The following is a 22,284-nucleotide window of genomic DNA, read 5'->3' as shown; positions in this document are numbered from 1 at the left end:
ACCCGAACCGCGGCACTCTCGCCGCCAACGGTCCCTACTTGCGAACGGGGGCACCCCCATGCCCGGCGAGTAGGGAGACGCACGACCATGACAGCCCCGGACACCGACAGCCTCGGCGGACTGGGCCGCGCCGCGCCCCGGCGCCCCGTCCGGATGACCCAGGCACCGGTCGTCGCCGTCGTCGCGCTCGGCGGCGGCATGGGCGCCACCGCCCGCTACGCGGTCTCCCTGGCCTGGCCCACGCACACCGGCGGCTTCCCCTGGGCGACCTTCTGGGTCAACGCCTCCGGCTGCGCGGTGATCGGCGTCTTCATGGTCCTCATCACCGAGGTCTGGGCCGCCCACCGCCTGGTGCGGCCGTTCTTCGGCACCGGCGTGCTCGGCGGCTTCACCACCTTCTCCACCTACGCCGTCGACAGCCGGCAGCTGTTCGCCACCGGCCACGTCCGCACGGGCCTGGCCTACCTCGCCGCGACCCCGCTCGCGGCCCTCACGGCGGTCGCCCTCGCCGCATGGGCGACCCGCCGCGTCCTGAAGCGGAGGCAGCCATGACACGGCTCACCGGCAGCGCCCTGCGCCTGACCGTCCTCGTCGGCGAGAACGACACCTGGCACCACCGGCCCCTGTACTCGGAGATCGTCCACCGCGCCCACCGGGCGGGCCTCGCCGGCGCGAGCGTCTTCCGCGGCATCGAGGGCTTCGGCGCCTCCTCGCTCATCCACACCACCCGGCTGCTGTCCCTCAGCGAGGATCTGCCGGTGGCCGTGATCGTCGTCGACACCGAGGAACGCGTACGGGCCTTCCTGCCCGAGCTCGACGAACTCGTCACCGAGGGCCTGGTGATCCTCGACGACTGCGAGGTCATCCGGTACGTCGGCCGCGACAAGACCCCCGGCGGACGACCGGGCGGCGGCACGGACCCGAAGGGCGGGAAGCCGTCGTGAACTGGCTGCTGGTCGTCGCGGGCGCCATGGTCGGCGCCCCGCTGCGCTACCTCACCGACCGCGCCGTGCAGTCCCGGCACGACTCGGTCTTCCCCTGGGGCACCTTCACGGTGAACGTCGTCGGCTGTCTGATCCTCGGCGCGCTGACCGGGGCGGCGCTCGCCGGAGCCGCCTCCTCCCGCCTCCAGCTGCTGCTCGGCACCGGCCTGTGCGGCGCCCTGACGACGTACTCGACCTTCTCCTACGAGACGCTGCGGCTGACCGGGACGGGCGCCCGCCTGCACGCCCTCGTCAACGTCGGGGCGAGCGTGGCGGCCGGCCTCGGCGCGGCCTGCGCGGGGGCGGCGCTGGCCGGCACGCTCTGGGCGTGACCCCTCGCGCACCGTCCCCTCAGTCGCGCAGCGGTTCCCCGACACCGCGCAGATGCCGCAGCGCCTCCCGGTGCGAGGCCAGCAGCCCGGTCTGGTGGTAGGGGACGCCCAGTTCGGCGCAGTACCGCTCGGTGATGACCTGTGCCCGGGCGAGGGCGGGCGTCGGCATGCTGGGGAACAGATGGTGCTCGATCTGGTAGTTGAGGCCGCCCATGAAGGCGTCGACGAAGGCGCCGCCCCGCACATTGCGGGAGGTGAGGACCTGCCGGCGCAGGAAGTCGAGCCGTGTGCCCTCCTCGATCATCGGCATGCCCTTGTGGTTGGGCGCGAAGACCGAGCCCAGATAGATCCCGAACAGGCCCTGGTGCACGGCGATGAAGGCGAGCGCCCTGCCGGGGGAGAGAACGGTGAACAGGCCGCCGAAGTACAGGACGAAATGGGCGACGAGAAGGGTTCCCTCCAGCACCGGCCTCTTCATGGACGGGCTGCGCAGCGCCTTGAAGCTGCTGAAACTCAGATTGAGGCCCTCCAGCGTCAGCAGCGGGAAGAACAGGGCGGCCTGATGCTTTCCGACGAACCGGGGAAGACCCCTGGCCCGGCTCGCCTGACGCCGCGACCAGACGAGGATGTCGGGCGAGACGTCCGGGTCCTTGCCCTCGTGATTGGGGTTGGCGTGGTGGCGGGTGTGCTTGTTCATCCACCAGCCGTAGCTCATGCCCAGCAGCAGGTCGGCCACCAGCAGACCGCCCGCCTCGCTCGGGCGGCGCCGGGAGAAGACCTGCCGGTGGGCGAGGTCGTGCGCGGCGAGACCGAGCTGGCCGAAGACGACGGCCGCCGCCGCGGCGACGGCCAACTGGGCCCAGCTGTCCCCGAGGACGGCGAAGGCCGCGACGACGCCGGCGAGCGCGAGGCCCACGGCGCCGAAACGCACCGTGTAGTACAGCGGGCGGCGCCGCAGCAGCCCCGCCTCGGCCATGCGCCGGGACAGTTCGGAGAAGTCGCTTCCCCTTTCGCGTTCCTCTTCCCTCTCGGGTATTGCGCGGGCGGGTGATGTCTCGATGAGCACGGTGGAATCGGCCATGCGCTTCAGTATGTGAACGGCCGCCCGCCCGCAGAATGACGTCTGCACCCGAAGAGGGGGTGTAGCCAGCCCCACCCCCCGGACGCCGGGAGGCACCCGGAGGGAAAGATGGTGACCATGAGCACGCCGACGACCTTCCAGCCGGTCCTGGAGCGCATCGCCGAGGAGATCGAGCGGACCCCCGGCAGCGGCCGGCCCGCCGACTACATCCCGGCGCTCGCCGCCTGCGACCCCCGCCGCTTCGGCATGGCCGTCGCCGAGGCGGACGGCACGGTGTACGGAGTGGGGGAGTGGCGTCAGCCGTTCTCCGCACAGTCCATCACCAAGGTCTTCACCCTCGCCCTCGACCTGGCCCGCGAGGGCGACGCCCTGTGGGAGCACGTCGGCCGCGAACCGTCCGGCAACCCGTTCAACTCCCTGGTGCAGCTGGAGTACGAGAACGGCATCCCGCGCAACCCGTTCATCAACGCGGGCGCCCTCGTCGTCACCGACCGCCTGCACACCCGCACCGGCGACGCGGCCGGCGAACTCCTCGCCTTCCTGCGCGCCGAGAGCGGCAACCCGGACCTGACCTTCGACGAGGACGTCGCCGCGTCCGAGACGGCCCACGGCGACCGGAACGCCGCCCTCGGCCACTTCATGGCGTCCTACGGCAACATCGACAACCCGGTGCCGGTCCTGCTGGAACAGTACTTCCGCCAGTGCTCCGTCGCCGCGTCCTGCGCCGACCTCGCCCTCGCCACCGGGTTCCTGGCCCGGCACGGGGTCCGCGCCGACGGCACCCGGCTGCTGAGCCGCAGCCAGGCCAAGCAGGTCAACGCGGTGATGCTGACCTGCGGCACGTACGACGCGGCCGGTGACTTCGCCTACCGGGTGGGCCTGCCGGGCAAGAGCGGGGTGGGCGGCGGCATCATCGCCGTGGTGCCCGGCCGCTGCACGCTGTGCGTGTGGAGCCCCGGCCTGGACGAGCGGGGCAACTCGGTCGCCGGGGTGGCGGCCCTGGACCGCTTCACCACGCTCACGGGACTGTCGGTGTTCTGACCCGCCCCCTGCGTCCCGCGGGTCAGTCGTCCGGCTCCACCCGGCCGAACATGAGCCGCAGGGCCAGCGCCATGACGCCCGCGCCGAGTCCGGCCGCGCCGAGGATCGCGCCGGTCTCCGGCCAGCCCGGCTCACCGGGGGCCGGCTTCGCGCTCGCCGTCGGGGGTGCGGCCTGGGGACCCGGCCGCGCCCGGGTGCCCCCGTGAACCAGCGAGCCGACGGGTTCGACGCGCCCGGCGGCGCCGAACCCCCAGTCGAGCAGCGAGCGGGCCTCCTCGTAGACGGCGTAGCCACCGCCCTCCTGAGGGTTCATCACGCTCACCACCAGGGTGCGGCCGTCGCGGCGGGCGGCGGCGACGAGCGTGTTGCCGGCGCTGCTGGTGTAGCCGTTCTTGATGCCGATCAGCCCCGGATAGGGCTCCACCCCGTCGGCACCGGTGAGCAGCCGGTTGGTGTTCATGATCCCGAACGTGTCCCCGTCGCCGTCGGGGAACATCGCGTCGATCCTCGCGCAGTACCGCGCGAAGTCCGGGTTGCGCAGCCCCGCCCGTCCGAAGACCGCCAGGTCGTACGCCGAGGAGACCTGGCCCGGCGCGTCGTAGCCGTCGGGCGTGCGGACGTGCGTGTCGCGGGCGCCGAGGGCGCGGGCCTCGGCCTGCATCCGGGCGGCGGCGGTGCGCCAGCCCCCGACCAGCGACGCGAGGACGTGGACCGCGTCGTTGCCGGAGTTGAGGAACACGCCGTTCCAGAGGTCGGAGACCCGATAGGTGTGGCCCTCCACGACGCCGACCAGACTGCTGCCGGGCCCGATGTCCGACAGCTCCTCGGTGCTCACCCGGTGACTGATGCCGCCCGGCAGGACCGGCATCACGGTGAGCGCGAACAGCGTCTTGAGGGTGCTGGCCGGCGGCAGCTTGCGGTGCGCGTCGTGCGCGGCCAGCACGTCGCCGCTGCCGGCGTCGGCCACCACCCAGGACAGGGCGGAGACGTCGGGAACCTCCGGCGTGCCGGGGCGGAGCCGGACCTGGGTACCGGAGCGGTACAACAGGGACGGCTGCGGCGCCGTGGCCCGTGGCCCGCCGGGTGCACCGGGGTCCGGCCGCACCGTGCGGGCCGCCGCGGCGGCGGGCATGAGCGTCAGCAGGCCCGCGACACAGAGCACACAGGTGGACCGGGATGCCCGAGACGAAAATCCGATAGTCATACCGCAAACGTAGGAATGGGTGCGCGCGACGCCACGCTGCCCGGGCCGAGCCGCGCCCACGAGCACCCGGATGGCGGTGGCGGGACCCGTCCGGGGCGGACCACGGCTCGTCGGTGCGTCAGTCCGCGGGCAGGGTCGGCTGGACGCGCCGCAGGAACGTGGCGTTGTCCGGCGTCTGGCGCATCCGTTCGAGGAGCGTCTCCACGCCGGACAGCCCGTCCCGGGCTCCCAGGGCCCGCCGCAGCCCCCGTACGGCCGTCGATTCGGCGGGGGAGAGCAGAAGTTCCTCGCGGCGGGTGCCGGAGCCGGTCAGGTCCACGGCCGGGAAGACGCGGCGGGAGGCGAGGTCCCCGCTGAGCCGCAGCTCCATGTTGCCGGTGCTCTTGAGCTCCTCGAAGTAGAAGTCGTCCGCGCGGGAGCCGGTCTCCACCAGCGCGGTGGCGAGGATGGTGAGCGAGCCGCCCTCCTCCGCCGTGCGGGCGGCGCCGAAGAACCGCTTGGGGCCGAGCAGCGCCCCGGCGTCGACGCCGCCGCTGAGCGTGCGGCCGCCGGAGGCGGCGGCGTTGTTGTGCGCCCGGCACAGCCGGGTCAGGGAATCGAGGAGGATCACGACGTCCTCGCCGGCCTCGACCAGGCGCTTGGCCCGCTCGATCACCAGCTCGGCGAGCGCGATGTGGTGCTTGGCGCTCAGGTCGAACGTCGAGGCGTACACCTCGCCGCGGACGGAGCGCCGCATGTCGGTGACCTCCTCGGGCCGCTCGTCGAGCAGCACCACCATCAGGTGCGCGTCGGGGTGGTTGCCGGCGACGGCGGCGGCGATCTGCTGGAGCAGCACGGTCTTGCCGGTCTTGGGCGGGGCGACGATCAGGCCGCGCTGGCCCTTGCCGACCGGGGCGACCAGGTCGGCGACGCGTCCGGTCAGCCCGGCCGCGGGGTGTTCGAGACGCAGCCGCTCGTGCGGGTGCAGCGGGGTGAGGTCCCGGAAGTGCCGCCGCTCCTGGCTCCCGGGCGTACGCCCGTTGACCCGGACGACATCGCCGAGGGCGCTGCGGTCGCCGAGGACGCCCTCGACCAGGTCGCCCTTGCGCAGGCCGTGCCGGCGGATCAGGGCGGGGGAGAGGTGGGCGTCGGACGGTCCGGGCAGCAGGCCGGTGCCGCGCAGCCGGCCCTTGCCTCCCGCGTCGACGTCGAGGACACCGGAGGCGATCTCGGCCGGTGACTGCTGCACAGGGGGGTGTTCGAGTGTGGTGGTCATGGTGCTCGGTCCTTTCGCGGACGCGGTCATGAGACTTACGGAAGGAAGGGGGAGTGCGCCGTGCGAGGGGTCGGACGACACCCTGGGGACGGCGGGGAACGGCACCTCGGACGACAGGGGGAAGACCCTGGTCACGAGGTTGTGCCGGGAAGCGGACGCGCCGGTCGTGTCAGGACGGGCGGGTCGGCGAACCGAGGGAGAATCGCACCGGCGTCAGAAGAAGCCCTGAGAACGGGATGTGCACAGGTGCTCTTGCACTGTACCACCGCGAGCGGCGGTGTGGTCGGAGGAAAGCCCGGAGCCCCGCCGGGCACCGCGGCCCGGCGGGGCTTCGGGACGGAATGTGCGATGCTCGTCAGGCCTCCCGCGCCGCCTCCTCGGCGATCCGCTCGAACTGCGCCGCCATGGCCGCCTGGAGTGCCTGAGCCCCCGACAGCGGGCGCACCATCACGGTGAGTTCGTCGATGCGGCCGGCCTCGTCGAGGTGCAGGAAGTCGCAGCCGCTGATCCGCCGGTCGCCGATCCGTGCGCCGAACAGCAGCGCGTGGTCGCGGCCGTCCTCCTCGCCGATGACCCGCTCGTACCGGAAGTCGTCGAAGACGCGCTCGACGGCGCGCAGGATCGCCGAGGTGATCGCCCTGCCGCGGTACGGCTTGAACACGACCGGGCTGGTGAAGACCACGTCCTCGGCCAGCAGCGCCTCGACGGCGTCCATGTCGTGCGCCTCGACGGCCGCGCGGAATGCCTGCATCGTCAGCCTCCCTATTAAACTATTTGAATAAGTGCGGAGTAGGGTAGCCACTTCTTGCTAGCGTGTCGACATGTCTCTCAAGTACGCCGTCCTGGCCGCCCTCCTGGAGGGCGAGGCATCGGGTTACGAGCTGTCCAAGGTCTTCGACGTCTCGCTCGCCAACTTCTGGCCCGCGACGCCCCAGCAGCTCTACCGGGAGCTGGACCGTCTCGCGGGTGAGGGACTGATCGAGTCCCGGACGGTGCCGCAGGAGCGCCGGCCCACCAAGCGCCTGTTCTCGCTGACGCGGGCCGGCCGGGAGCGGCTGGACGCCTTCGCCGCCGAACCCACCCGGCGTCCCACCGCCGTCCGCGACGAGTTCCTGATCAAGATGCAGGCCATGGACGGCGTCGACCCCGAGGTGGTGCGCGCGCTGGTCGAGGAGCGCAGGGTCTGGGCCCTCGGCAAGCTCGCCCGCTACGAGCGCGTCCGCGAGCGCCTCCTCGACGGCCGCACGGAGGAGGAGTACCTGCGCGACGCCGCCCGCGTCGGCCCCTACCTCACGCTGCTCGCCGGGATCACCTTCGAGCAGGACAACGCCCGCTGGTGCGACCGTGTCCTCGCGGTGCTGGAGCGCCGCGCGACCGCGAGCCCGGCCCGGCAGGCCCTAGGCTGACCGGATGTTCAGCCCCGAAGGCCCCACCCTGCGCGAACTCGCCGTCCAGGCCCTGTCGTCGGTCGAGCGGGGCTACGACCTGCTCGCCCCCAAGTTCGACCACACGCCGTACCGCACGCCGGACCGGGTCCTGGACGCCGTGGCGTCCGCGCTGGAGCCGATGGGGCCGTTCGCCGCCGGCCTCGACCTGTGCTGCGGCACGGGCGCGGGCGCGGGCGTCCTCGGCCGGATGTGCCGGGAACGGGTCACGGGCGTCGACTTCAGTGCGGGCATGCTCGCGCAGGCACGCAAGTGTTCCGTGCCGGAGGGGCCGGAGGTCTCCTGGGTGCGCGCGGACGCCCGCGCCCTGCCGTTCGGGCCCGTCTTCGACCTCGTGGTGAGCTTCGGCGCGTTCGGGCACTTCCTGCCCCGCGAGCTGCCGGGCCTGTTCGCCCAGGTGCGCTCCGTGCTGCGGCCGGGCGGCTGCTTCGCCTTCCCCGTCGGCGCCCCGCCCCGCCCCGGCACCCGGGCGTACTGGGCGCTGCTGGGCTTCGACGCGGCGATGCGCGTGCGCAACGCGCTGTGGAGGCCGCCGTTCGTCATGTACTACCGCACCTTCCGCCTCGGCGACGTGGGCCGCGAGCTGGCGCGCACCGGATTCCGGGTCGAGCTGCACACCCTGCCCGGCTTCGGTCTCCGGCCCGACGGCAGTCCGCGCGGACGGCTGGTCGTGGCCCGGCGGCTGCCGTGAGCGCCGCGCGCCGGGTCAGCCCGCCGCCGGCAGCGTGAACTCGTAGACAAGCAGGTCCCGTTGGGAGTCCACCACCAGGTCGGTGATCTCCAGCGGGCGCGCGTACTGGTCGTGCACCCGCCGGGTGACCCGGACCGCCGGGGTGTCCGCGAGCGGGGTGATCGTGTCGCGGTGGTGCAGCGACAGCCCCGCCCGGCGCATCCAGTCGTAGGCCCGGCGCAGCTGGGCGGAGCCTGAGCCGTCGGCGCGGTCGCGGTACCGGGCCAGCTCCGCCACCTCGGCCAGCGCCACGGCGGAGAAGGACGTCACGGCCGTCCGCCGCCCGGTGCCGTCCGGGGTCGCCGACACATAGCGGTGCACCAGGGTCGGCCGGCCCGGTGCCAGCCCCAGCGCCGCCGCGTGCTCCGGCGGCGGTGCCTCCCAGACGACGGTGGCCCGGTCGCCGGTGCCCGGCTCGGCCGCCCGGGCGCCGACCGGGAAGGTGAGGGAGGCCTGGCTTCCGGCGGGCGGTCCCGGCAGGGTGACATGACTGCCGCGCCGGTCGGTGGCGACCAGACCGTCCCGGCGCAGCACCTCCAGGGCCTGGCGCACCGTCTCGCGGCTGACTCCGAACCGCTCGGCCAGCCGGCGCTCTCCCGGCAGCCGTTCGCCGGGCGGGACGGCCCCGAGCCGCAGCTCGTCGAGCAGCCGGCCGGCGACCCGCCGGTACAGGGGGTCCGGAGCGTGGGGGAGGGAGTCGTCGTGCGGGGTGGTGCGGGTCATGCCGCGCCCTCCTGTGGGTGACGTTCGGTAGCCGCGCGGGCTCGGTGCGCCACCAGGAGTACCATTGGTCTAAACCAGTAGGGAAGTGCGGCCCGCCGGTTCGGCCGAAACCGGCTCTCCGGCGCGGGGCACCGCCTGTCCGCGCCGGAGATCCGGGTGCCGGGCGCCGGGGCGCTCGCGGGGCGCTCACAATGCGCTGTACAGGGCCTCCACCAGCGCCATCTTCCGCGGGTCGTCGGCGATGCGCGGGCCCATACGGTTCATCGCATAGCCCAGCGAGACCCCGGCCTCGGGGTCCGCCAGTCCTGCGGAACCGCCGAAGCCGTCGTGTCCGAAAGCATGCGGATTGGGGCCGTAGGAGCCGTTGGGGCCACTGAGCCACAGCCCGAGTCCGAGCTCCGTCTCGTGGGGGAAACCGGCACCGAGGACCAGGTCCCGGCAGGCGCCCTGGCCCTCGCGCACCCGCTCGGCGGCCTCCGGGGACAGCAGCCGGTGGCCGCCGTACGCGCCCCGGCCCGCGAAGATCCCGTACAGCTCGGCCACCGCACGCGCCGTACCGTGCCCGTTGGCGGCCGGGAGCTCGGCGGCCCGCCACGCCGCCGTGCCCGCCTCCGCCGCGCCCACCGGCGGGTTGGCCAGGGCGGCGACCGCCGCGGGCGCCAACTGGGCAAGGACCGCGGCTTGTTCACTGCCGTCCGCGGCGCGGGGGTGCACCAGTTCGGCCGCCCGGCCCGCCTCCCGCTCGGGCAGCCCGATGGTGAAGTCGATCCCGAGCGGCCCGGTCACCTCGCGCGCGAGGAAGGCCCCGGGCAGCAGCCCCGACACGCGCCGCACGACCTCGCCGACCAGGAAACCGAAGGTGATCGCGTGATAGCCGGACCGGGTGCCCGGCTCCCACCAGGGCTCCATGGCGGCCAGCCGGGCGGTGGTCGCCTCCCAGTCGTACAGCTCGGCCAGGGAATGCGGTTCCCGCAGGCCGCTGAGGCCGGCGCGGTGCGACAGCAGATGCCGCACCAGCACCTTCTCCTTGCCCGACGCCGCGAACTCGGGCCAGTAGGCGGCCACCGGCGCGTCGAGGTCGAGCAGTCCGCGGTCGGCGAGGATGTGCGCGCACAGGGCGGTCGGGCCCTTGGACGTCGACCACAGGTTCACGAGCGTGTCCCGTTCCCACGGGCGGGTGCGGGCCGCGTCGGCCCAGCCGCCCCACAGGTCCACCACCGTCCGGCCCTCGACGGTGACGGCCACCGCCGCGCCCAGCTCGCCGCGCTCCCGGAAGTTCTCCTCGAACGCGCTGCGCACCGCCGCGAAACGGGCGTCGCAGTGACCGCCGACCTGTGCCTCGTGCTCTGCCATGGGCCCTCCGTCCTGTGCCGGAACCGGGCCGCGACGTCACGGCCCGGGCCCGAAGAACGTACCGACTGGTCGGACCGGACGGAAGGGTGCGGGCCGGACGGAAGGGTGCGCGCCGGGGCCCGCCCCGGCTCAGGCGTACGCGCGCAGCCAGCGCAGCTTCGCGGCCTCCTGGTAGGGCCCGCCGCCCTCGTGGTCGTTGAAGTCGTACACCTCGATCGCCTTGTCCTCGTGCGCCCACGCGTTGAACGCAGCGAAGACCGTCGACGGCGGGCAGGTCTGGTCCTCCAGAGCCGCCGAGAACAGGGCGGGCGCCCGGCCGCGCGCCGCGAAGTGCACGCCGTCGAAGTAGGACAGCGTGCGCAGGGCGTCCTCCGTGCGGCCGCGGTGCGTCTTCAGGTACAGCCCGACCTCCCGGTACGGGTGCCGGTCGGTGAGCGTCACCGCGCGCGGGAAGTCGCAGAGGAACGGCACGTCCGGCGCGACGGCCACGAGGTCCGGTACCAGGCCGCCGACGGCCGTCGCGATGCCGCCGCCCTGGCTGGCGCCGACCGCCACGGTGCGCGCCGCGTCCGTCAGCGGGTGCGAACGGGCCGCCTCGACCGCGCGCACCGCGTCGGTGAAGACCCGCCGGTAGTAGTAGTTCTCCGGGGCGTCGATGCCCCGGGTCATGAAGCCGGGGTACGCGGGCGAGCCGCCGACCGGGTCCGCGGTGCCGCCACCGCCGCCCCAGGCGCTGCCCTGACCGCGGGTGTCCATCACGAAGTGCGCCCGGCCCGTGGACGCCCACAGCAGGTGCTCGTGCGGCAGCCCGCGTCCGCCGCCGTACCCGACGAACTCCACGACCAGCGGCAGCGGTTCCCCGGCCGCGGCCGGCAGGATCAGCCAGCCCTTCACCGGGTGGCCGCCGAACCCGGCGAACGTCACGTCGTACACCCGCACCGTGGACAGTCCCGTGTCGACCGGCTCGAACCGGGCGTCGAGGTCGTGCGCGCGAGCCTCCTGGAGGGTCTTGCTCCAGAACGCGTCGAAGTCCTCGGGCTCGGTGGACTCGCTGCGGTGGGCGCGGAGTTCCTCGAGCGAAAGGTCGAACAGGGCCATCGAGAACCGCCTTTGCGGGGAGACAGGGCCGGACCGTACGGATGATCACACCGTACGTGAGTGGTCCGACGACTTGCCAGATCCACCCGGGTCCGGGCCCGCCCCTGCCGTGTGGCCGGACCAGGTGGTCGGGTCACCCGCGCCCGGGAGCCGTCGGCGTCACGCCCGGCGGTGCGTCCACTGCGGTTCCGTGCGCTCCCAGTCGCGCTCCCACTCGGCCATCCGCCGCCGCAGCGCCGTCCGGTGGACGACGCAGTGCCCGAGGAGGACCGTGAGCGCGGCGCCCAGGGTCGTGAACGCGCCGACCGTCACGGTGTGCTCCCAGACCGCGGAGTCACCGGGCGGCGGCGGCACGCTCCGGCCGCGGGCGTCGAGCCACACGGCGATCACGTCGCCCTGCCGGGCACCGGCCGGGACCCGGCTCACCGTGGTCCGCGTGTCACCGCCCGGTGTGGTCCAGCGCACGGTCGCCCGGTACGACTGCTCGCCGCCGCCCTCCAGCGAGGACGGCCGGGTGGGGGTGCGGTCGACCACCGTGGCCCGCACACGGTGGCGTTCGGCGCGCTGCTGCTCCGCCACCTGCTGCGCCTGGCCCTGGGCGCCCACGGCGGCGAAGGCACCCAGCAGCGGGGCGCCGACGACCAGCAGGACGGCGACGAGCAGGACGGTCCACGCCTCCACCACGTCCGACCGGCGCCTGAGCGGATTGCGCCGCCAGCGCCAGCCGCGCACCCCGGTTCGCATGTCGACCTCCTCGCGACCACCGCGACCGGAGGACCGGACGGCCGGCCGTACGAGGCGGGGCCGCCGCCCTCTCCGCACCGCGTCACGCGTGCGAGTGCCCGCACAGGTCACGTACCCGCCCGGCGGCCCGTGTCACCGCCCACCACGTCGTTCGCGCGGGCGGCCGGACGGCCGTTCCCGTGCCGCCGCCCAAGTGCCCAGCCGCGGCACCGGGGAAACACGGCCCGCGCCCGGGACCGCCGCGGCGGTCAGCCGAAGCGCTCGATGCGGATCCGGTCCACCGGCTGTCCCGCCGCCACCAGCAGGCGCGAGGCGTGCTCCGCGAAGGAGTTCGAGCCGCAGACGTACGCCTCCCAGCCCCCGGCGGGCGGGTCGGCGAGCAGCGGCGCCAGGTGCGCGGCCGCCAGCCGTCCCACCGGCGTCCCCGCGGGGGCGCCGCGGGTGAACACGGGCGTCGTCTCCGGGCCGTACTCCCGCGCGTAGATCAGCTCCCGCGGACTGCGCGCCGACACCAGCAGCCGCACCGGCACCGACAGACCCCGCGCCCGGTGGTGGCGGACCATCGACATCAGGGGCACCACCCCGGAGCCGGCGCCCAGCAGCAGCGCGGGCCGGTCGCCGGGCCAGGCGAAGAAGCCGCTGAGAGGGCCCCGCACCTCGATCCGGTCGCCGGGCCTGGCCACCGTGTGGAACCAGCCCGACACCTCGCCGTCGGCGACGTGGTCGAGGGTCAGCTCGATGTGGCCCGAGTCGTCGGGCGCGGACGCCAGCGAGTAGTGGCGTTGGGCCACGTACCCGTCGGGCGCGGTCAGCCGCAGCATCAGGTGCTGGCCGGGCAGGTGTCCCGCCCAGCCGGGCACCGCCAGCCGGAAGGTGGCCGCGCGGGGCGTCTCCCGGCGGACCTCCGTGAGCGTGGCGGTCTGCCACGTCCCGGCCACCCCGCCGTCCACCTCGATGCGCCCGGGCACGGCGAACCGCGTCGGGGGAGTGAAGGCGCGTGCGCTGTGCGCCGTGGTCGTCTCAGTCACCGGAGTACCGCTGCTCCTCCCAGGGATTGCCGCGCGCGTGGTAGCCGTTCTGCTCCCAGAAGCCCGGCTCGTCGTGGTCCAGGAGCTCCAGTCCCGCGATCCACTTGACGCTCTTCCAGAAGTACAGGTGCGGAACGACCAGCCGCGCCGGACCGCCGTGCTCGGGGGCCAGCGGCCGCCCGTCGTACTCCCACACGATCCACGCGCGCCCGCCGGTCAGGTCCGCCAGCGGCAGGTTCGCGGTGTAGCCGGTGTGCGCGTAGGCGACGGCGTGCGTGGCGGACGGCAGCGGGCCGGCCGCGTCGAGGAAGGCGTCCAGGGACACGCCCCCGAACCGCACCCCGAACTTCGACCAGCCGGTCACACAGTGGATGTCGCCCTCGTACGCCGAGGCGGGCAGCCGGCCGGCCTCGGCGCGGTCCCAGGTGCGCGCAGCGGCCACCAGTCCGCCGACGCGAAAGGACCAGTCGTCGGGCGCCAGGTCGGGCGTGACCTCGGCGGACAGCACGGGCCAGTCGTCGCGCGCGTCGTACTGGCCGGGCGGAAGTCCCGGCCGGGCGGAGCGTGCGCGCCCGGTGAAACCTCGGGTGGTGTTCATGCGGCGGGGCCTTTCGGCCGACGGGGAGGGCTGCCCGCGGTCGGCGTGATCAGTGCGTACGCCGTCAACGGTACGTGCTTCACACGTGACCTCGGTCCCGGTCCCCCTCGGGGCCGGGGTCCTGCCACGCGTTGTACCGCTCCAGATACGCGGCGAAGCGGACCAGGTCCTCCTCGGCCCACTGGGCGAGCCGCTCCCGGAAGGCCGTGCGGCGGCTCTCGGTGACCTGGGCCAGGATGTGCCGGCCGGCGTCCGTCAGATGCAGGACCTGGACGCGGTGGTCGTCGGGGTCGACGCGGCGCTCGACCAGCGCGGCGCGCTCCAGCGCGGCCACCTGGCGGCTCACGGTGGACTTGTCCAGGGCGTAGTGCGCCGCCAGGTCGGTGGCCCGGCATCCGTCCCGCTCCTCCAGGTGGCCGAGCAGCGTGTACGACACCAGTGACAGCTCGGGGTGCATGCGTCCCGCCGAGGCGCGGGCGCGGCGGGCGAAGGCCGTCATCTCCCGCTGGATGGTCTCCACCGCCGCGTCCGCCGCCTCCCGGGCGCCGGAGGTGACCGTCGTCTCACGCGGGCTGTCGGCTGCCGTCACGGATTCCTCCCTCGGGGTTTGGTTGTATAGTACAACTTGAAGAGAGAGTTGTATAAGCCAACCATTGGAGGATGCGGGCCGATGAGGTCGCACGCCCTGCGCCATGTGCTCACGCACCTGATCACCCCGCTGCTGATGTGCGTCGGCATGGGGCTCGCCTACATGGGGGCCTTCGTGACCCCCGAGCCGAACCACCTGCCCGTCGCCGTCGTCGGCTCCGGAGCCGAGGCCAAGGTGCTCGCCCAGACCGTCAAGGACCGGGGCGGCGACGCGCTCGACGTCCGGACCGTCCCCACTCGCGCCGACGCCGTCGACCTGCTCCGGCACCGCGAGATCACCGGCGCCTTCGTGCCCGGCGGCGAGGCGCCCGAGGCCGTCGTCGCCACCGCCGCCTCCGACATGGGCGCCATGGCCGCGGAGAAGGTCTTCACCCCGCTCGCCGAGCGGCAGGGCGTCCCGCTGAAGGTCACCGACGTCGCCGCCCCGGTCGACGACGACCCCACCGGACAGGGCCTGTTCTTCCTGCTGATCGCGGTCAGCATCGGCTCCTACGCCTCCGTGGCCGCCCTCGGCGCCGCCGGCTCCGCCCTGCCGATGCGCGTCCGCGCCCTGCTGACCCTCGGCGTCTCGGTCGTCGTCAGCGGCATCGGCGCCCTGCTCGCCGGACCCGTGTTCCACCTCGCCCACCACGACCTGCCCGGCCTGTGGGGCCTGGCCTGGCTGTACGCCGCCGGCATCCTGTTCATCGGCGTCGGCCTGCACACCTTCCTCAAGCGGTGGACCACGCTCGCCATGATGGTGCTGTTCGTGATGCTCAACTTCACCACCTCGGGCGGCCTGTTCCGGCCCGAGCTGCAGAACGGCTTCTTCGGCACCCTGCACGCCTTCTGGAACGGCGCCGGATTCGTCGAGGGCGCCCGCAGCCTGCTCTACTTCGGCAACGACGGACTGGGCCGCAGCATCGCGACCCTGGCCGCCTGGCTGCTGCTCGGCCTGGTGGTGACGGGCGTCGCCGCCCTCCGTGAGCGGGCCCTCGCGCCCGGCCACCCGAGGCACGCGCGGCCGGAGGGCGGGACGGCGCAGACGTCCGCCGCCGAGGAGGAGGCCGAGGAGTCCGTCGGCGTGTGATCGCTGGGGTAGTGTGACCGACGGCCGCGGACCGTCCCGGCCGTCGGACACCTGGGAGGTGAGACCCATCACCGCTGTGTCGGCCCGGGTGCTCTCACCTCTCGGCAGTGCGGTCGCCGGCGACCGGTGACCGTGAGAGCGCCCTTCGGTTCCCGAAAGGCTCTCGATCTCCATGCCTCCACTGTCCTCCGCGTCCCCTTCCGCCTCGCCCTTCCCCTCGCGTGACTCCGTCGTCACCGCGCTCCGCGCAGCGGGGTGCGTCTTCGCCGAGGACGAGGCGGAGCTGATCCTCGGCGCCGCCCGTACCCCCGGCGAACTCGCCGCGCTGGTCGGCCGCCGCGTCGCCGGTCTCCCTCTCGAACTCGTCCTCGGCTGGGCCGGGTTCCACGGGCTGCGCATCGCCGTGGCCCCCGGTGTCTTCGTCCCCCGCCGCCGTACGGAGTTCCTCGTCGACCAGGCCCTCGCCCACGCGCCCCGGGCCCGCGTCGTCGTGGACCTGTGCTGTGGTTCGGGCGCCGTCGGCGCGGCCCTCGCCGCCGGCCTCGACCGGCCCGAGGTGCACGCCGCCGACGTCGACCCGGCCGCCGTGCGCTGCGCCCGCGGCAACCTCGCGGCCGCCGGCGGCCGGGTGCACACCGGCGACCTGTTCGACGCCCTGCCCGCCGCACTGCGCGGGCGGATCGACATACTCGCCGCCAACGTGCCCTACGTCCCCACCGGCGAGGTCGCCCTGCTGCCCGCCGAGGCCCGCGACCACGAGCCCCTGACCGCCCTCGACGGCGGTCCCGACGGCCTCGACGTGCTGCGCAGGGTCTCCGCCGGGGCGCCCGGCTGGCTCGCGCCCGGCGGCTGCGTGCTGGTCGAGACGAGCGAGCGCCAGGCCCCGGCCGCCGTCGAGGCCTTCACCCGCGCCGGCCTGGGCACCCGTCTCGCGGTCAGTGACGAGCTGTACGCCCAGGTCGTCGTCGGCGTCAGGCAGTAGCGGAGCGCCGGTCTACTCCGGGGGCGTGGCCCGGGCGATCAGCAGGGCCACGTCGTCGGAGTTCTCCGGCTGGTGCAGCGTGCGCAGCAGCAGGTCGCAGACCTCCTCCAGGGGACGGTCCGGACCCTCCAGCACGGCGACCAGCGCGGCCAGCCGCTCGTCGATCGGCTGCTGCCGCGTCTCGACCAGGCCGTCGGTGTAGAACACCAGCCGGTCGCCCGGCTCCAGCTCGACGGTCGTGGTGGCGAAGGCGACGCCGCCCACCCCGAGCGGCACCCCGGTGGGCAGGTCCAGCAGCTCCGGAGGGCGCCCGGCCCGCAGCCGCACCGGCGGCAGGTGCCCGGCGTTGGCGATGCGGCACTGCCGGGCGTGCGGGTCGTGCACGGCGTAGACACAGGTCGCGATGGCCTGGTCCAGGCCCGCGGTGGTCCGGTCGAGGTGCTCGAGCAGCAGCGCCGGATCCAGGTCCAGGGCGGCCAGCGTGTTCGTCGCGGTGCGCAGCCGTCCCATCGACGCCGCCGCCGTGATGCCGCTGCCCATCACGTCGCCCACGACCAGCGCCGTCTTGCAGCCCTCCAGCGGGATGACGTCGAACCAGTCGCCGCCGACCTCGCTGGTGGCCTCGGCGGGCTGGTAACGGGAGGCGACCTCCAGGCCGCCCGTCACCCGCGGGTGGCTCGGCAGCATGCTGCGCTGGAGGGTGAGGGCGGCGTCGCGGGCGTTCTGGTACCAGCGCGCGTTGTCGATCTGCAGCGCCGCGCGGGCGGCCAGCTCCCGGGCCAGCAGCAGATCGTCCTCGCCGAACGGCAGCGGATTGCCGATCCGCTTCAGATCAAGGGCGCCGAGCACCTCACCGCGCGCGATCAGCGGGACGGCCAGGTACGAGTGCACACCGGCCCGGCGCAGCATCTCGGCGGCCTCCGGCGAGCGGGCGATGCGGGGCAGGTCCTCGTCCGTCACCTGCGCCACCATCACGGGCTTGGCCGTGCGCACGCACTCGGTGACCAGGCGGTCCGGCCCGTACCTGGCGACCTGCCCGGGCGGATCGGCGGCGCGCAGCGCCTCGGCGCCGTCGTCCGCCTGGACGGCGAGGGCGCGGATCACCGCGGGCTCGGCGGGACCCAGCGTGCTGCGCCGGCCCTTGACCACGGCCTCCAGGAGATCCACGGCCGCGATGTCGGCGAGGTCCGGCACGGCCACGTCGGCCAGTTCGTGGGCCGTGCGGTCCAGCTCCAGCGTGGTGCCGATCCTGGTCGAGGCGTCGGCCACGGCGGCGAGCCGGCGCCGCGCGGCCTCCGCCTCGACACCCGCCCGGTACTGCTCGGTGACGTCGACGATCGAGACGGCCACGCCGAGCACCGCTCCGGCGGGGTCCTCCAGCCGGTACAGCGAGACGGACCAGGCGTGGTCCTCGTCCGGGTCGGCCGGGGTCCGTCCGACCGCGGACCGGTCGACGACGGGCCTGCCGGTCTCCAGCACCTGGCGCACCGCGTCCTCCAGCGCGTCGGCGTCCACGCCCGGCAGCACCTCCCGGACCGTGCGGCCGATGTGGGCCTCGGCGGGGACGCCGTTCATCCGCTCCAGCGCCGGGTTGACCGACACGTACCGCAGATCCGGGCCCATGACCGCAAGCCCGATCGGGGACTGCGTGATCACCCGGGCGGACAGCGCCACGTCGTGTTCCAGACGCCGCACGGTGGACCGGTCCACCGCCAGCCCGAGCGCGTAGACGTCGCCCCGGTCGTCGAGCAGCCGCATGTTGCGGAACTCGACCAGCCGGGTCTCGCCGTCCTTGCGCCGGATGGGGAAGGCCCCCGCCCAGCTCCGGCCGGTCTTCATCACGTCGGCGAACAGCTTCACGACCATGTCGAGATGCTTCTCGTGGACCATGATCCGGGCGGCGTACTGGCCCAGTGCCTCCGGCGCGGAGTAGCCGAACAGCTCCTCGGCCTGCGGGCTCCACAGCACGATCCGGCCCTCGTCGTCCAGCACCACCGAGGCCACCCTCAGCACGTCGAGCAGCCCGCTGGGACGCACCGGACCGCGCGGTGACTCGGCGCTCTCGAACCCGGCAGCTCTCATCCCACGCCCCGCCTTCGCCGTTCCACGCGGCACGCCTTCCCGATGCCGACTCCCTTGTTCTACCGCGTTCAACCTCGTACTGGGCCGTTTCTCCGAGGCATCTGCCGGTCCTTCCAGCATCTCCCCGCACGGCGGCGACCGCCCCGCGGGAAGGCGCATCTTTGGTCTGTACATGACTACGTTGCCGGGGCCACACTGTGCGCCGAGTGCGTCGTCGCCCCACCCCCCACCGAGGAGCCGACCCATGCCCCTGTGTGCCCGGCAACGTTGTCACGCGATCCTGACCGGACTCGCCGCCCTCGCCCTCTTCCTCGCCGCCCCGCCCGCCGCGGCGGCGGTCCCGGCCGCCGACACCTGGACCGAGGTGGGCAGCGACCGGGCCGACCCGCTCACCGAGAGCCAGGGCCTGGCATCGATCGAGGTCCCGGCCGGCAGCCCGAACCGCTACACCGGGATCGGCACCATCCCCTGGGACCTGCCCGGCCGCGGCTGGAACCACGTCGGCGACCCCGACGCCTCCTATGACGGGCACTACGTCGAGCCGTACCAGCGCGACGACGGCGGCACGAAGATGTTCCGCGTGCAGGCGCCGGACGGCAGCTGGTCGGAGTACGTGCACACGCTGAGCGCGGGCGAGGCGCTGAACAACTCCTGGGTCGCGATCTCGCCGGACGGCCAGTGGATGCTGTCCGGCGAGTGGGGCACCATGGACCGGCTGCTGGTCTTCCCGACGCCCGGCGTCAATCCGGCCACCTCGCCCTCGGCGAACCTCCCCCAGGCCGCCACCGTCCGCCTCGACCACGCCGTGCGCGACGTCCAGGGCTGCGACTTCCTCGACGCCACCACCCTCCTGTGCGCCTCCGACGACCCGGAGGGTGCCCTCTTCGGGCTCACCAAGCCGCTGCTGCGGATCGACCTCTCGGCGGCGCCGACGGGAGCTTCGGACGTCACCGGTCACGTCACCGCGCTGCGCCAACTGCCGCTGCGCAGCGCCTGCTCCGGCGGCTTCGAGGCGGAGGGCGTCGACTACGACCGCCGTACCGGCACCCTGCGAGTGATCGTCGTCTCCCCGGGCTTCTGCGTGCTGACCGACAGCAAGACGTACCGCCTCACCCGCGGCTGAGGCGGGGCCGTCCGCCGTGCCGGTAGTGCTCCGCCCCGGGTGGTGCTTTTCTGGGGGTATGGGTGCGGTCCTCGTGGGACGTCCACGCCGTGGAGCGGCTCACGGCACCGCACCGCGGCCAGGAGAGGAGCGATCACGATGGACGGCGAGCGACTGCATCCGGAGTCCGTCTCGGTGGAGCTGAGCGGCGACAAGGAGGACGCCCGCACCGTGTTCGACGCCCTGTGCGCGTGCTTCTCGTCCGACCGGCACGCGGGCGACGTGACCCGCGAGTACGACGAGGTGCGCCCGACCGTGTGGCTCGGCACCTTCGACGTGGCCGACGCCCACCAGGGCGAGTGCGGCCCCGCCCGGCTCCGCGCGCCCGTGGAGGCGGACGTGCAGGGCGGCTACTGGGCGATCGAGCGATTCCGCACCACCCTGGACTCCCTGTTCACCGTGCACGACCTGAGCACGGCCTCCGGCGACCAGGAACGCGAACTGCACGTACGGCTGGAGAGTCGCTGACCCGGGCGGTGCCCTTCGGATCACGCGGCGGACGCGCGCGCCCGGACGCGCGCGTCCGCCGCGTCGTCGTCGGCCGAGGGGCGCCGCCACTCGCGGCCGGCCTGATCCGGGCCGCGGTCCCCGAGGGTGCCGGATGCGCCGGTGTGGTGTGCGCCGCGTCTTTGTGCAACTAGTTGCACAAAGACGCGGCCGTCCTCTACAAAAGAGGCATCACACCGCGCACGGAGGGCCCGATGAGCCGTTACCCCCACCTGCTGAGCCCGCTCGACCTGGGCTTCACCACCCTGCCCAACCGGGTCCTCATGGGCTCCATGCACGTGGGCCTCGAGGAGGCCGAGCGCGGCTTCGAGCGCATGGCCGCCTTCTACGCCGCCCGGGCCCGCGGCGGAGTGGGCCTCATCGTCACCGGAGGCATCGCCCCCAACGACGAGGGCCGGCCCTACCCCGGCGGCGCCAAGCTCACCACGAGCGCCGAGGCCGCGCGCCACCGCGTCGTCACCGACGCCGTGCACCGCGAGGGCGGCCGGATCGCGATGCAGATCCTGCACTTCGGCCGCTACGCCTACCACCCCGACCTCGTCGCGCCGAGCCCGCTCCAGGCGCCGATCAGCCCCCACGTGCCCCGCGAACTGACCGACGAGGAGATCGAGCGGACGGTCGACGACTACGCCCGCACCGCCCGCCTCGCCCGCGAGGCCGGCTACGACGGCGTCGAGATCATGGGCTCCGAGGGCTACCTGATCAACGAATTCATCGCCGCGCACACCAACCGGCGCACCGACCGCTGGGGCGGCTCCTACGAGAACCGCATGCGCTTCCCCGTCGAGATCGTCCGCCGGGTACGCGAGGCGGTCGGCGAGGACTTCATCGTCGTCTACCGGCTGTCCATGCTCGACCTGGTCCCCGGCGGCTCCACGCTCGAGGAGGTCGTCACGCTCGCCAAGGCCGTCGAGGCCGCCGGAGCCACCATCATCAACACCGGCATCGGCTGGCACGAGGCCCGCATCCCCACCATCGCCACCTCCGTGCCGCGCGGCGCCTACACCTGGGTGACCAAGCGCCTGATGGGCGAGGTGTCGGTGCCGCTCGTCACCACCAACCGCATCAACACCCCCGAGGTGGCCGAGCAGTTGCTCGCCGAGGGCACCGCGGACATGGTGTCGATGGCCCGCCCGATGCTCGCCGACCCCGACTTCGTCGCCAAGGCCGCCGCCGGCCGGCCCGAGTCCATCAACACCTGCATCGGCTGCAACCAGGCCTGCCTCGACCACACCTTCAGCGGGAAGATCACCTCCTGCCTGGTCAACCCGCGCGCCTGCCACGAGACCGAGCTGGTCCTCACCCCGACCCGGCTGCGCAAGCGCGTCGCGGTCGTCGGCGCCGGACCGGCCGGACTGGCCTGCGCCGTGAGCGCCGCCGAACGCGGCCACGAGGTCACCCTCTACGACGCCGCCGGCGAGATCGGCGGCCAGCTCAACGTCGCCCGCAAGGTCCCCGGCAAGCAGGAGTTCGACGAGACGCTGCGCTACTTCCGCACCCAGCTCGACACGCACGGCGTCGACGTACGGCTCAACACCCGCGTCACCGCCGAGGACCTCACCGGCCACGACGAGGTCGTCGTCGCCACCGGCGTCACCCCGCGCGTCCCCGACATCCCCGGCGTCGACCACCCGAGCGTCCTCGGCTACCTGGACGTCCTGCGCGACGGCGCCCCCGTCGGCGACCGCGTCGCCGTCCTCGGAGCGGGCGGCATCGGCTTCGACGTCGCCGAGTTCCTCACCGACGGCGGCGACAAGGCCCACGAGGACCCCGCCACCTACTTCCGCCAGTGGGGCGTCGACATGGACTACCGCGCGCCCGGCGGCCTCGCCGCGCCCGAGCGCCCGGCACCGCCGCGCACCGTCCACCTGCTCCAGCGCAAGGCGTCCAAGGTCGGCGCCGGTCTCGGCAAGACCACCGGCTGGATCCACCGCACCGAGCTCAAGCACCGCGGCGTCACCATGGTCCCGGGCGTGCGCTACGACCGGATCGACGACGCCGGCCTGCACATCACGATCGGCGACGAGTCCACGGTGCTGGAGGTCGACACCGTCGTCCTGTGCACCGGCCAGGAGCCGCGCCGCGACCTGTACGACGAGCTGGTCGCCGCCGGCCGCAGCGCCCACCTCATCGGCGGCGCCGACGTGGCCGCCGAACTGGACGCCAAGCGGGCCGTCAAGCAGGGCACCGAACTGGCGGCGGCACTGTAGGAGGCGTCG

The 22,284-nt window shown here is 73.8% G+C and carries 23 protein-coding genes; 11 read left to right on the top strand and 12 right to left on the bottom strand.

Features of this window, described 5'->3' with window-relative positions; translation table 11 throughout:
- Positions 1–87 precede the first annotated feature (87 nt).
- The 3 genes from crcB (AB0E77_RS27625) to crcB (AB0E77_RS27615) are packed head-to-tail and all read left to right on the top strand — an operon-like array spanning position 88 to position 1,315.
- Positions 88–552 carry a fluoride efflux transporter CrcB gene (gene crcB, locus AB0E77_RS27625; protein ID WP_361575464.1) on the top strand — a complete coding sequence of 155 codons (465 nt, stop codon included), beginning with the start codon at positions 88–90 and terminating at the stop codon, positions 550–552.
- Positions 549–944, top strand: a complete 396-nt coding sequence (locus tag AB0E77_RS27620; RefSeq protein WP_361575462.1) for a DUF190 domain-containing protein — start codon at positions 549–551, stop codon at positions 942–944. The genes crcB (AB0E77_RS27625) and AB0E77_RS27620 overlap by 4 nt, the downstream gene beginning before the upstream one ends.
- A complete protein-coding gene (gene crcB / locus AB0E77_RS27615) occupies positions 941–1,315 on the top strand; it encodes a fluoride efflux transporter CrcB (RefSeq protein WP_361575459.1) in 375 nt (124 codons plus the stop codon). The genes AB0E77_RS27620 and crcB (AB0E77_RS27615) overlap by 4 nt, the downstream gene beginning before the upstream one ends.
- A 19-nt stretch (positions 1,316–1,334) precedes the next feature.
- Here crcB (AB0E77_RS27615) and AB0E77_RS27610 read toward each other — a convergent pair whose 3' ends face one another.
- Entirely contained in the window at positions 1,335–2,396 is a 1,062-nt protein-coding gene (locus tag AB0E77_RS27610) for a fatty acid desaturase (protein WP_361575456.1), read from the bottom strand.
- 108 nt (positions 2,397–2,504) lie between these two features.
- Between AB0E77_RS27610 and AB0E77_RS27605 the strand changes: the two genes are divergently transcribed.
- Positions 2,505–3,437 (top strand): glutaminase, encoded by a 933-nt coding sequence (locus tag AB0E77_RS27605; protein WP_361575453.1) that lies wholly within the window; start codon positions 2,505–2,507, stop codon positions 3,435–3,437.
- A gap of 22 nt (positions 3,438–3,459) precedes the next feature.
- On the opposite strand, the gene AB0E77_RS27600 is transcribed toward AB0E77_RS27605, so the two are convergent.
- The 3 genes from AB0E77_RS27600 to AB0E77_RS27590 form a co-directional block, all read right to left on the bottom strand.
- A complete protein-coding gene (locus tag AB0E77_RS27600; RefSeq protein WP_361575450.1) occupies positions 3,460–4,641 on the bottom strand; it encodes a serine hydrolase in 1,182 nt (393 codons plus the stop codon).
- 118 nt (positions 4,642–4,759) lie between these two features.
- Positions 4,760–5,896 (bottom strand): transcription termination factor Rho, encoded by a 1,137-nt coding sequence (gene rho, locus AB0E77_RS27595; protein WP_361575447.1) that lies wholly within the window; start codon positions 5,894–5,896, stop codon positions 4,760–4,762.
- A gap of 355 nt (positions 5,897–6,251) precedes the next feature.
- Complete coding sequence (locus AB0E77_RS27590; RefSeq protein WP_361575444.1) at positions 6,252–6,647, bottom strand: nuclear transport factor 2 family protein; 396 nt, start codon at positions 6,645–6,647, stop codon at positions 6,252–6,254.
- Between the two features lie 70 nt (positions 6,648–6,717).
- On the opposite strand from AB0E77_RS27590, the gene AB0E77_RS27585 reads away from it, so the two are divergent.
- Both AB0E77_RS27585 and AB0E77_RS27580 read left to right on the top strand, forming a co-directional pair.
- Positions 6,718–7,302 carry a PadR family transcriptional regulator gene (locus tag AB0E77_RS27585; protein ID WP_361575441.1) on the top strand — a complete coding sequence of 195 codons (585 nt, stop codon included), beginning with the start codon at positions 6,718–6,720 and terminating at the stop codon, positions 7,300–7,302.
- Positions 7,303–7,306: 4 nt separating this feature from the next.
- Positions 7,307–8,032, top strand: a complete 726-nt coding sequence (locus AB0E77_RS27580; protein ID WP_361575438.1) for a class I SAM-dependent methyltransferase — start codon at positions 7,307–7,309, stop codon at positions 8,030–8,032.
- Positions 8,033–8,047: 15 nt separating this feature from the next.
- Here AB0E77_RS27580 and AB0E77_RS27575 read toward each other — a convergent pair whose 3' ends face one another.
- From AB0E77_RS27575 to AB0E77_RS27545, 7 genes are all read right to left on the bottom strand, one after another.
- Positions 8,048–8,794, bottom strand: a complete 747-nt coding sequence (locus AB0E77_RS27575; protein ID WP_361575435.1) for a GntR family transcriptional regulator — start codon at positions 8,792–8,794, stop codon at positions 8,048–8,050.
- A 186-nt stretch (positions 8,795–8,980) separates the two neighbouring features.
- A complete protein-coding gene (locus AB0E77_RS27570) occupies positions 8,981–10,147 on the bottom strand; it encodes a serine hydrolase domain-containing protein (protein WP_361575432.1) in 1,167 nt (388 codons plus the stop codon).
- Positions 10,148–10,276: 129 nt separating this feature from the next.
- On the bottom strand, positions 10,277–11,245 hold the full coding sequence (locus AB0E77_RS27565; RefSeq protein ID WP_361575429.1) for an acetylxylan esterase: 969 nt from the start codon (positions 11,243–11,245) through the stop codon (positions 10,277–10,279).
- Between the two features lie 159 nt (positions 11,246–11,404).
- Positions 11,405–11,989: a hypothetical protein gene (locus tag AB0E77_RS27560; protein WP_361575426.1), complete on the bottom strand. Its 585-nt coding sequence runs from the start codon at positions 11,987–11,989 to the stop codon at positions 11,405–11,407.
- A gap of 248 nt (positions 11,990–12,237) precedes the next feature.
- Complete coding sequence (locus tag AB0E77_RS27555; RefSeq protein ID WP_361575520.1) at positions 12,238–12,957, bottom strand: ferredoxin reductase; 720 nt, start codon at positions 12,955–12,957, stop codon at positions 12,238–12,240.
- A gap of 52 nt (positions 12,958–13,009) precedes the next feature.
- Positions 13,010–13,615, bottom strand: coding sequence for a sulfite oxidase-like oxidoreductase (locus tag AB0E77_RS27550; RefSeq protein ID WP_361575423.1), 606 nt, complete (start codon positions 13,613–13,615; stop codon positions 13,010–13,012).
- Positions 13,616–13,694: 79 nt separating this feature from the next.
- The gene (locus tag AB0E77_RS27545; protein ID WP_361575420.1) at positions 13,695–14,204 is read right to left on the bottom strand and encodes a MarR family transcriptional regulator; all 510 of its coding nucleotides are present in this window, start codon (positions 14,202–14,204) and stop codon (positions 13,695–13,697) included.
- 81 nt (positions 14,205–14,285) lie between these two features.
- Between AB0E77_RS27545 and AB0E77_RS27540 the strand changes: the two genes are divergently transcribed.
- Positions 14,286–15,332 carry a hypothetical protein gene (locus AB0E77_RS27540; protein WP_361575418.1) on the top strand — a complete coding sequence of 349 codons (1,047 nt, stop codon included), beginning with the start codon at positions 14,286–14,288 and terminating at the stop codon, positions 15,330–15,332.
- Between the two features lie 172 nt (positions 15,333–15,504).
- Positions 15,505–16,314: a putative protein N(5)-glutamine methyltransferase gene (locus AB0E77_RS27535; RefSeq protein ID WP_361575415.1), complete on the top strand. Its 810-nt coding sequence runs from the start codon at positions 15,505–15,507 to the stop codon at positions 16,312–16,314.
- Positions 16,315–16,326: 12 nt separating this feature from the next.
- Here the strand turns inward: AB0E77_RS27535 and AB0E77_RS27530 are convergent, their stop codons facing one another.
- The gene (locus tag AB0E77_RS27530; RefSeq protein WP_361575412.1) at positions 16,327–18,396 is read right to left on the bottom strand and encodes a SpoIIE family protein phosphatase; all 2,070 of its coding nucleotides are present in this window, start codon (positions 18,394–18,396) and stop codon (positions 16,327–16,329) included.
- 244 nt (positions 18,397–18,640) lie between these two features.
- On the opposite strand from AB0E77_RS27530, the gene AB0E77_RS27525 reads away from it, so the two are divergent.
- The 3 genes from AB0E77_RS27525 to AB0E77_RS27515 all read left to right on the top strand — a co-directional run bounded on the left by AB0E77_RS27525 (position 18,641) and on the right by AB0E77_RS27515 (position 22,275).
- Positions 18,641–19,519, top strand: a complete 879-nt coding sequence (locus AB0E77_RS27525; protein WP_361575410.1) for a hypothetical protein — start codon at positions 18,641–18,643, stop codon at positions 19,517–19,519.
- A 138-nt stretch (positions 19,520–19,657) separates the two neighbouring features.
- Positions 19,658–20,026 carry a hypothetical protein gene (locus AB0E77_RS27520; protein ID WP_361575407.1) on the top strand — a complete coding sequence of 123 codons (369 nt, stop codon included), beginning with the start codon at positions 19,658–19,660 and terminating at the stop codon, positions 20,024–20,026.
- A 233-nt stretch (positions 20,027–20,259) separates the two neighbouring features.
- Positions 20,260–22,275 (top strand): NADPH-dependent 2,4-dienoyl-CoA reductase, encoded by a 2,016-nt coding sequence (locus AB0E77_RS27515; protein ID WP_361575404.1) that lies wholly within the window; start codon positions 20,260–20,262, stop codon positions 22,273–22,275.
- Positions 22,276–22,284: the final 9 nt, after the last annotated feature.

Source organism: Streptomyces sp. NPDC032940 (assembly GCF_040636935.1).
Taxonomy (GTDB): domain Bacteria; phylum Actinomycetota; class Actinomycetes; order Streptomycetales; family Streptomycetaceae; genus Streptomyces.
Note: the sequence above shows the minus strand (reverse complement) of the source record. Positions and strands in the feature narration are given on the sequence as shown.

What these genes read in the sequence shown, in the direction of transcription:
- crcB (WP_361575464.1), top strand. Translation starts at nt 88, where the DNA reads ATGACAGCCCCGGACACCGACAGCCTCGGCGGACTGGGCCGCGCCGCG.
- AB0E77_RS27620 (WP_361575462.1), top strand. Translation starts at nt 549, where the DNA reads ATGACACGGCTCACCGGCAGCGCCCTGCGCCTGACCGTCCTCGTCGGC.
- AB0E77_RS27610 (WP_361575456.1), bottom strand. Translation starts at nt 2,396, where the DNA reads ATGGCCGATTCCACCGTGCTCATCGAGACATCACCCGCCCGCGCAATA.
- AB0E77_RS27605 (WP_361575453.1), top strand. Translation starts at nt 2,505, where the DNA reads ATGGTGACCATGAGCACGCCGACGACCTTCCAGCCGGTCCTGGAGCGC.
- AB0E77_RS27600 (WP_361575450.1), bottom strand. Translation starts at nt 4,641, where the DNA reads ATGACTATCGGATTTTCGTCTCGGGCATCCCGGTCCACCTGTGTGCTC.
- rho (WP_361575447.1), bottom strand. Translation starts at nt 5,896, where the DNA reads ATGACCACCACACTCGAACACCCCCCTGTGCAGCAGTCACCGGCCGAG.
- AB0E77_RS27590 (WP_361575444.1), bottom strand. Translation starts at nt 6,647, where the DNA reads ATGCAGGCATTCCGCGCGGCCGTCGAGGCGCACGACATGGACGCCGTC.
- AB0E77_RS27585 (WP_361575441.1), top strand. Translation starts at nt 6,718, where the DNA reads ATGTCTCTCAAGTACGCCGTCCTGGCCGCCCTCCTGGAGGGCGAGGCA.
- AB0E77_RS27580 (WP_361575438.1), top strand. Translation starts at nt 7,307, where the DNA reads ATGTTCAGCCCCGAAGGCCCCACCCTGCGCGAACTCGCCGTCCAGGCC.
- AB0E77_RS27575 (WP_361575435.1), bottom strand. Translation starts at nt 8,794, where the DNA reads ATGACCCGCACCACCCCGCACGACGACTCCCTCCCCCACGCTCCGGAC.
- AB0E77_RS27570 (WP_361575432.1), bottom strand. Translation starts at nt 10,147, where the DNA reads ATGGCAGAGCACGAGGCACAGGTCGGCGGTCACTGCGACGCCCGTTTC.
- AB0E77_RS27565 (WP_361575429.1), bottom strand. Translation starts at nt 11,245, where the DNA reads ATGGCCCTGTTCGACCTTTCGCTCGAGGAACTCCGCGCCCACCGCAGC.
- AB0E77_RS27560 (WP_361575426.1), bottom strand. Translation starts at nt 11,989, where the DNA reads ATGCGAACCGGGGTGCGCGGCTGGCGCTGGCGGCGCAATCCGCTCAGG.
- AB0E77_RS27550 (WP_361575423.1), bottom strand. Translation starts at nt 13,615, where the DNA reads ATGAACACCACCCGAGGTTTCACCGGGCGCGCACGCTCCGCCCGGCCG.
- AB0E77_RS27540 (WP_361575418.1), top strand. Translation starts at nt 14,286, where the DNA reads ATGAGGTCGCACGCCCTGCGCCATGTGCTCACGCACCTGATCACCCCG.
- AB0E77_RS27535 (WP_361575415.1), top strand. Translation starts at nt 15,505, where the DNA reads ATGCCTCCACTGTCCTCCGCGTCCCCTTCCGCCTCGCCCTTCCCCTCG.
- AB0E77_RS27530 (WP_361575412.1), bottom strand. Translation starts at nt 18,396, where the DNA reads ATGAGAGCTGCCGGGTTCGAGAGCGCCGAGTCACCGCGCGGTCCGGTG.
- AB0E77_RS27525 (WP_361575410.1), top strand. Translation starts at nt 18,641, where the DNA reads ATGCCCCTGTGTGCCCGGCAACGTTGTCACGCGATCCTGACCGGACTC.
- AB0E77_RS27520 (WP_361575407.1), top strand. Translation starts at nt 19,658, where the DNA reads ATGGACGGCGAGCGACTGCATCCGGAGTCCGTCTCGGTGGAGCTGAGC.
- AB0E77_RS27515 (WP_361575404.1), top strand. Translation starts at nt 20,260, where the DNA reads ATGAGCCGTTACCCCCACCTGCTGAGCCCGCTCGACCTGGGCTTCACC.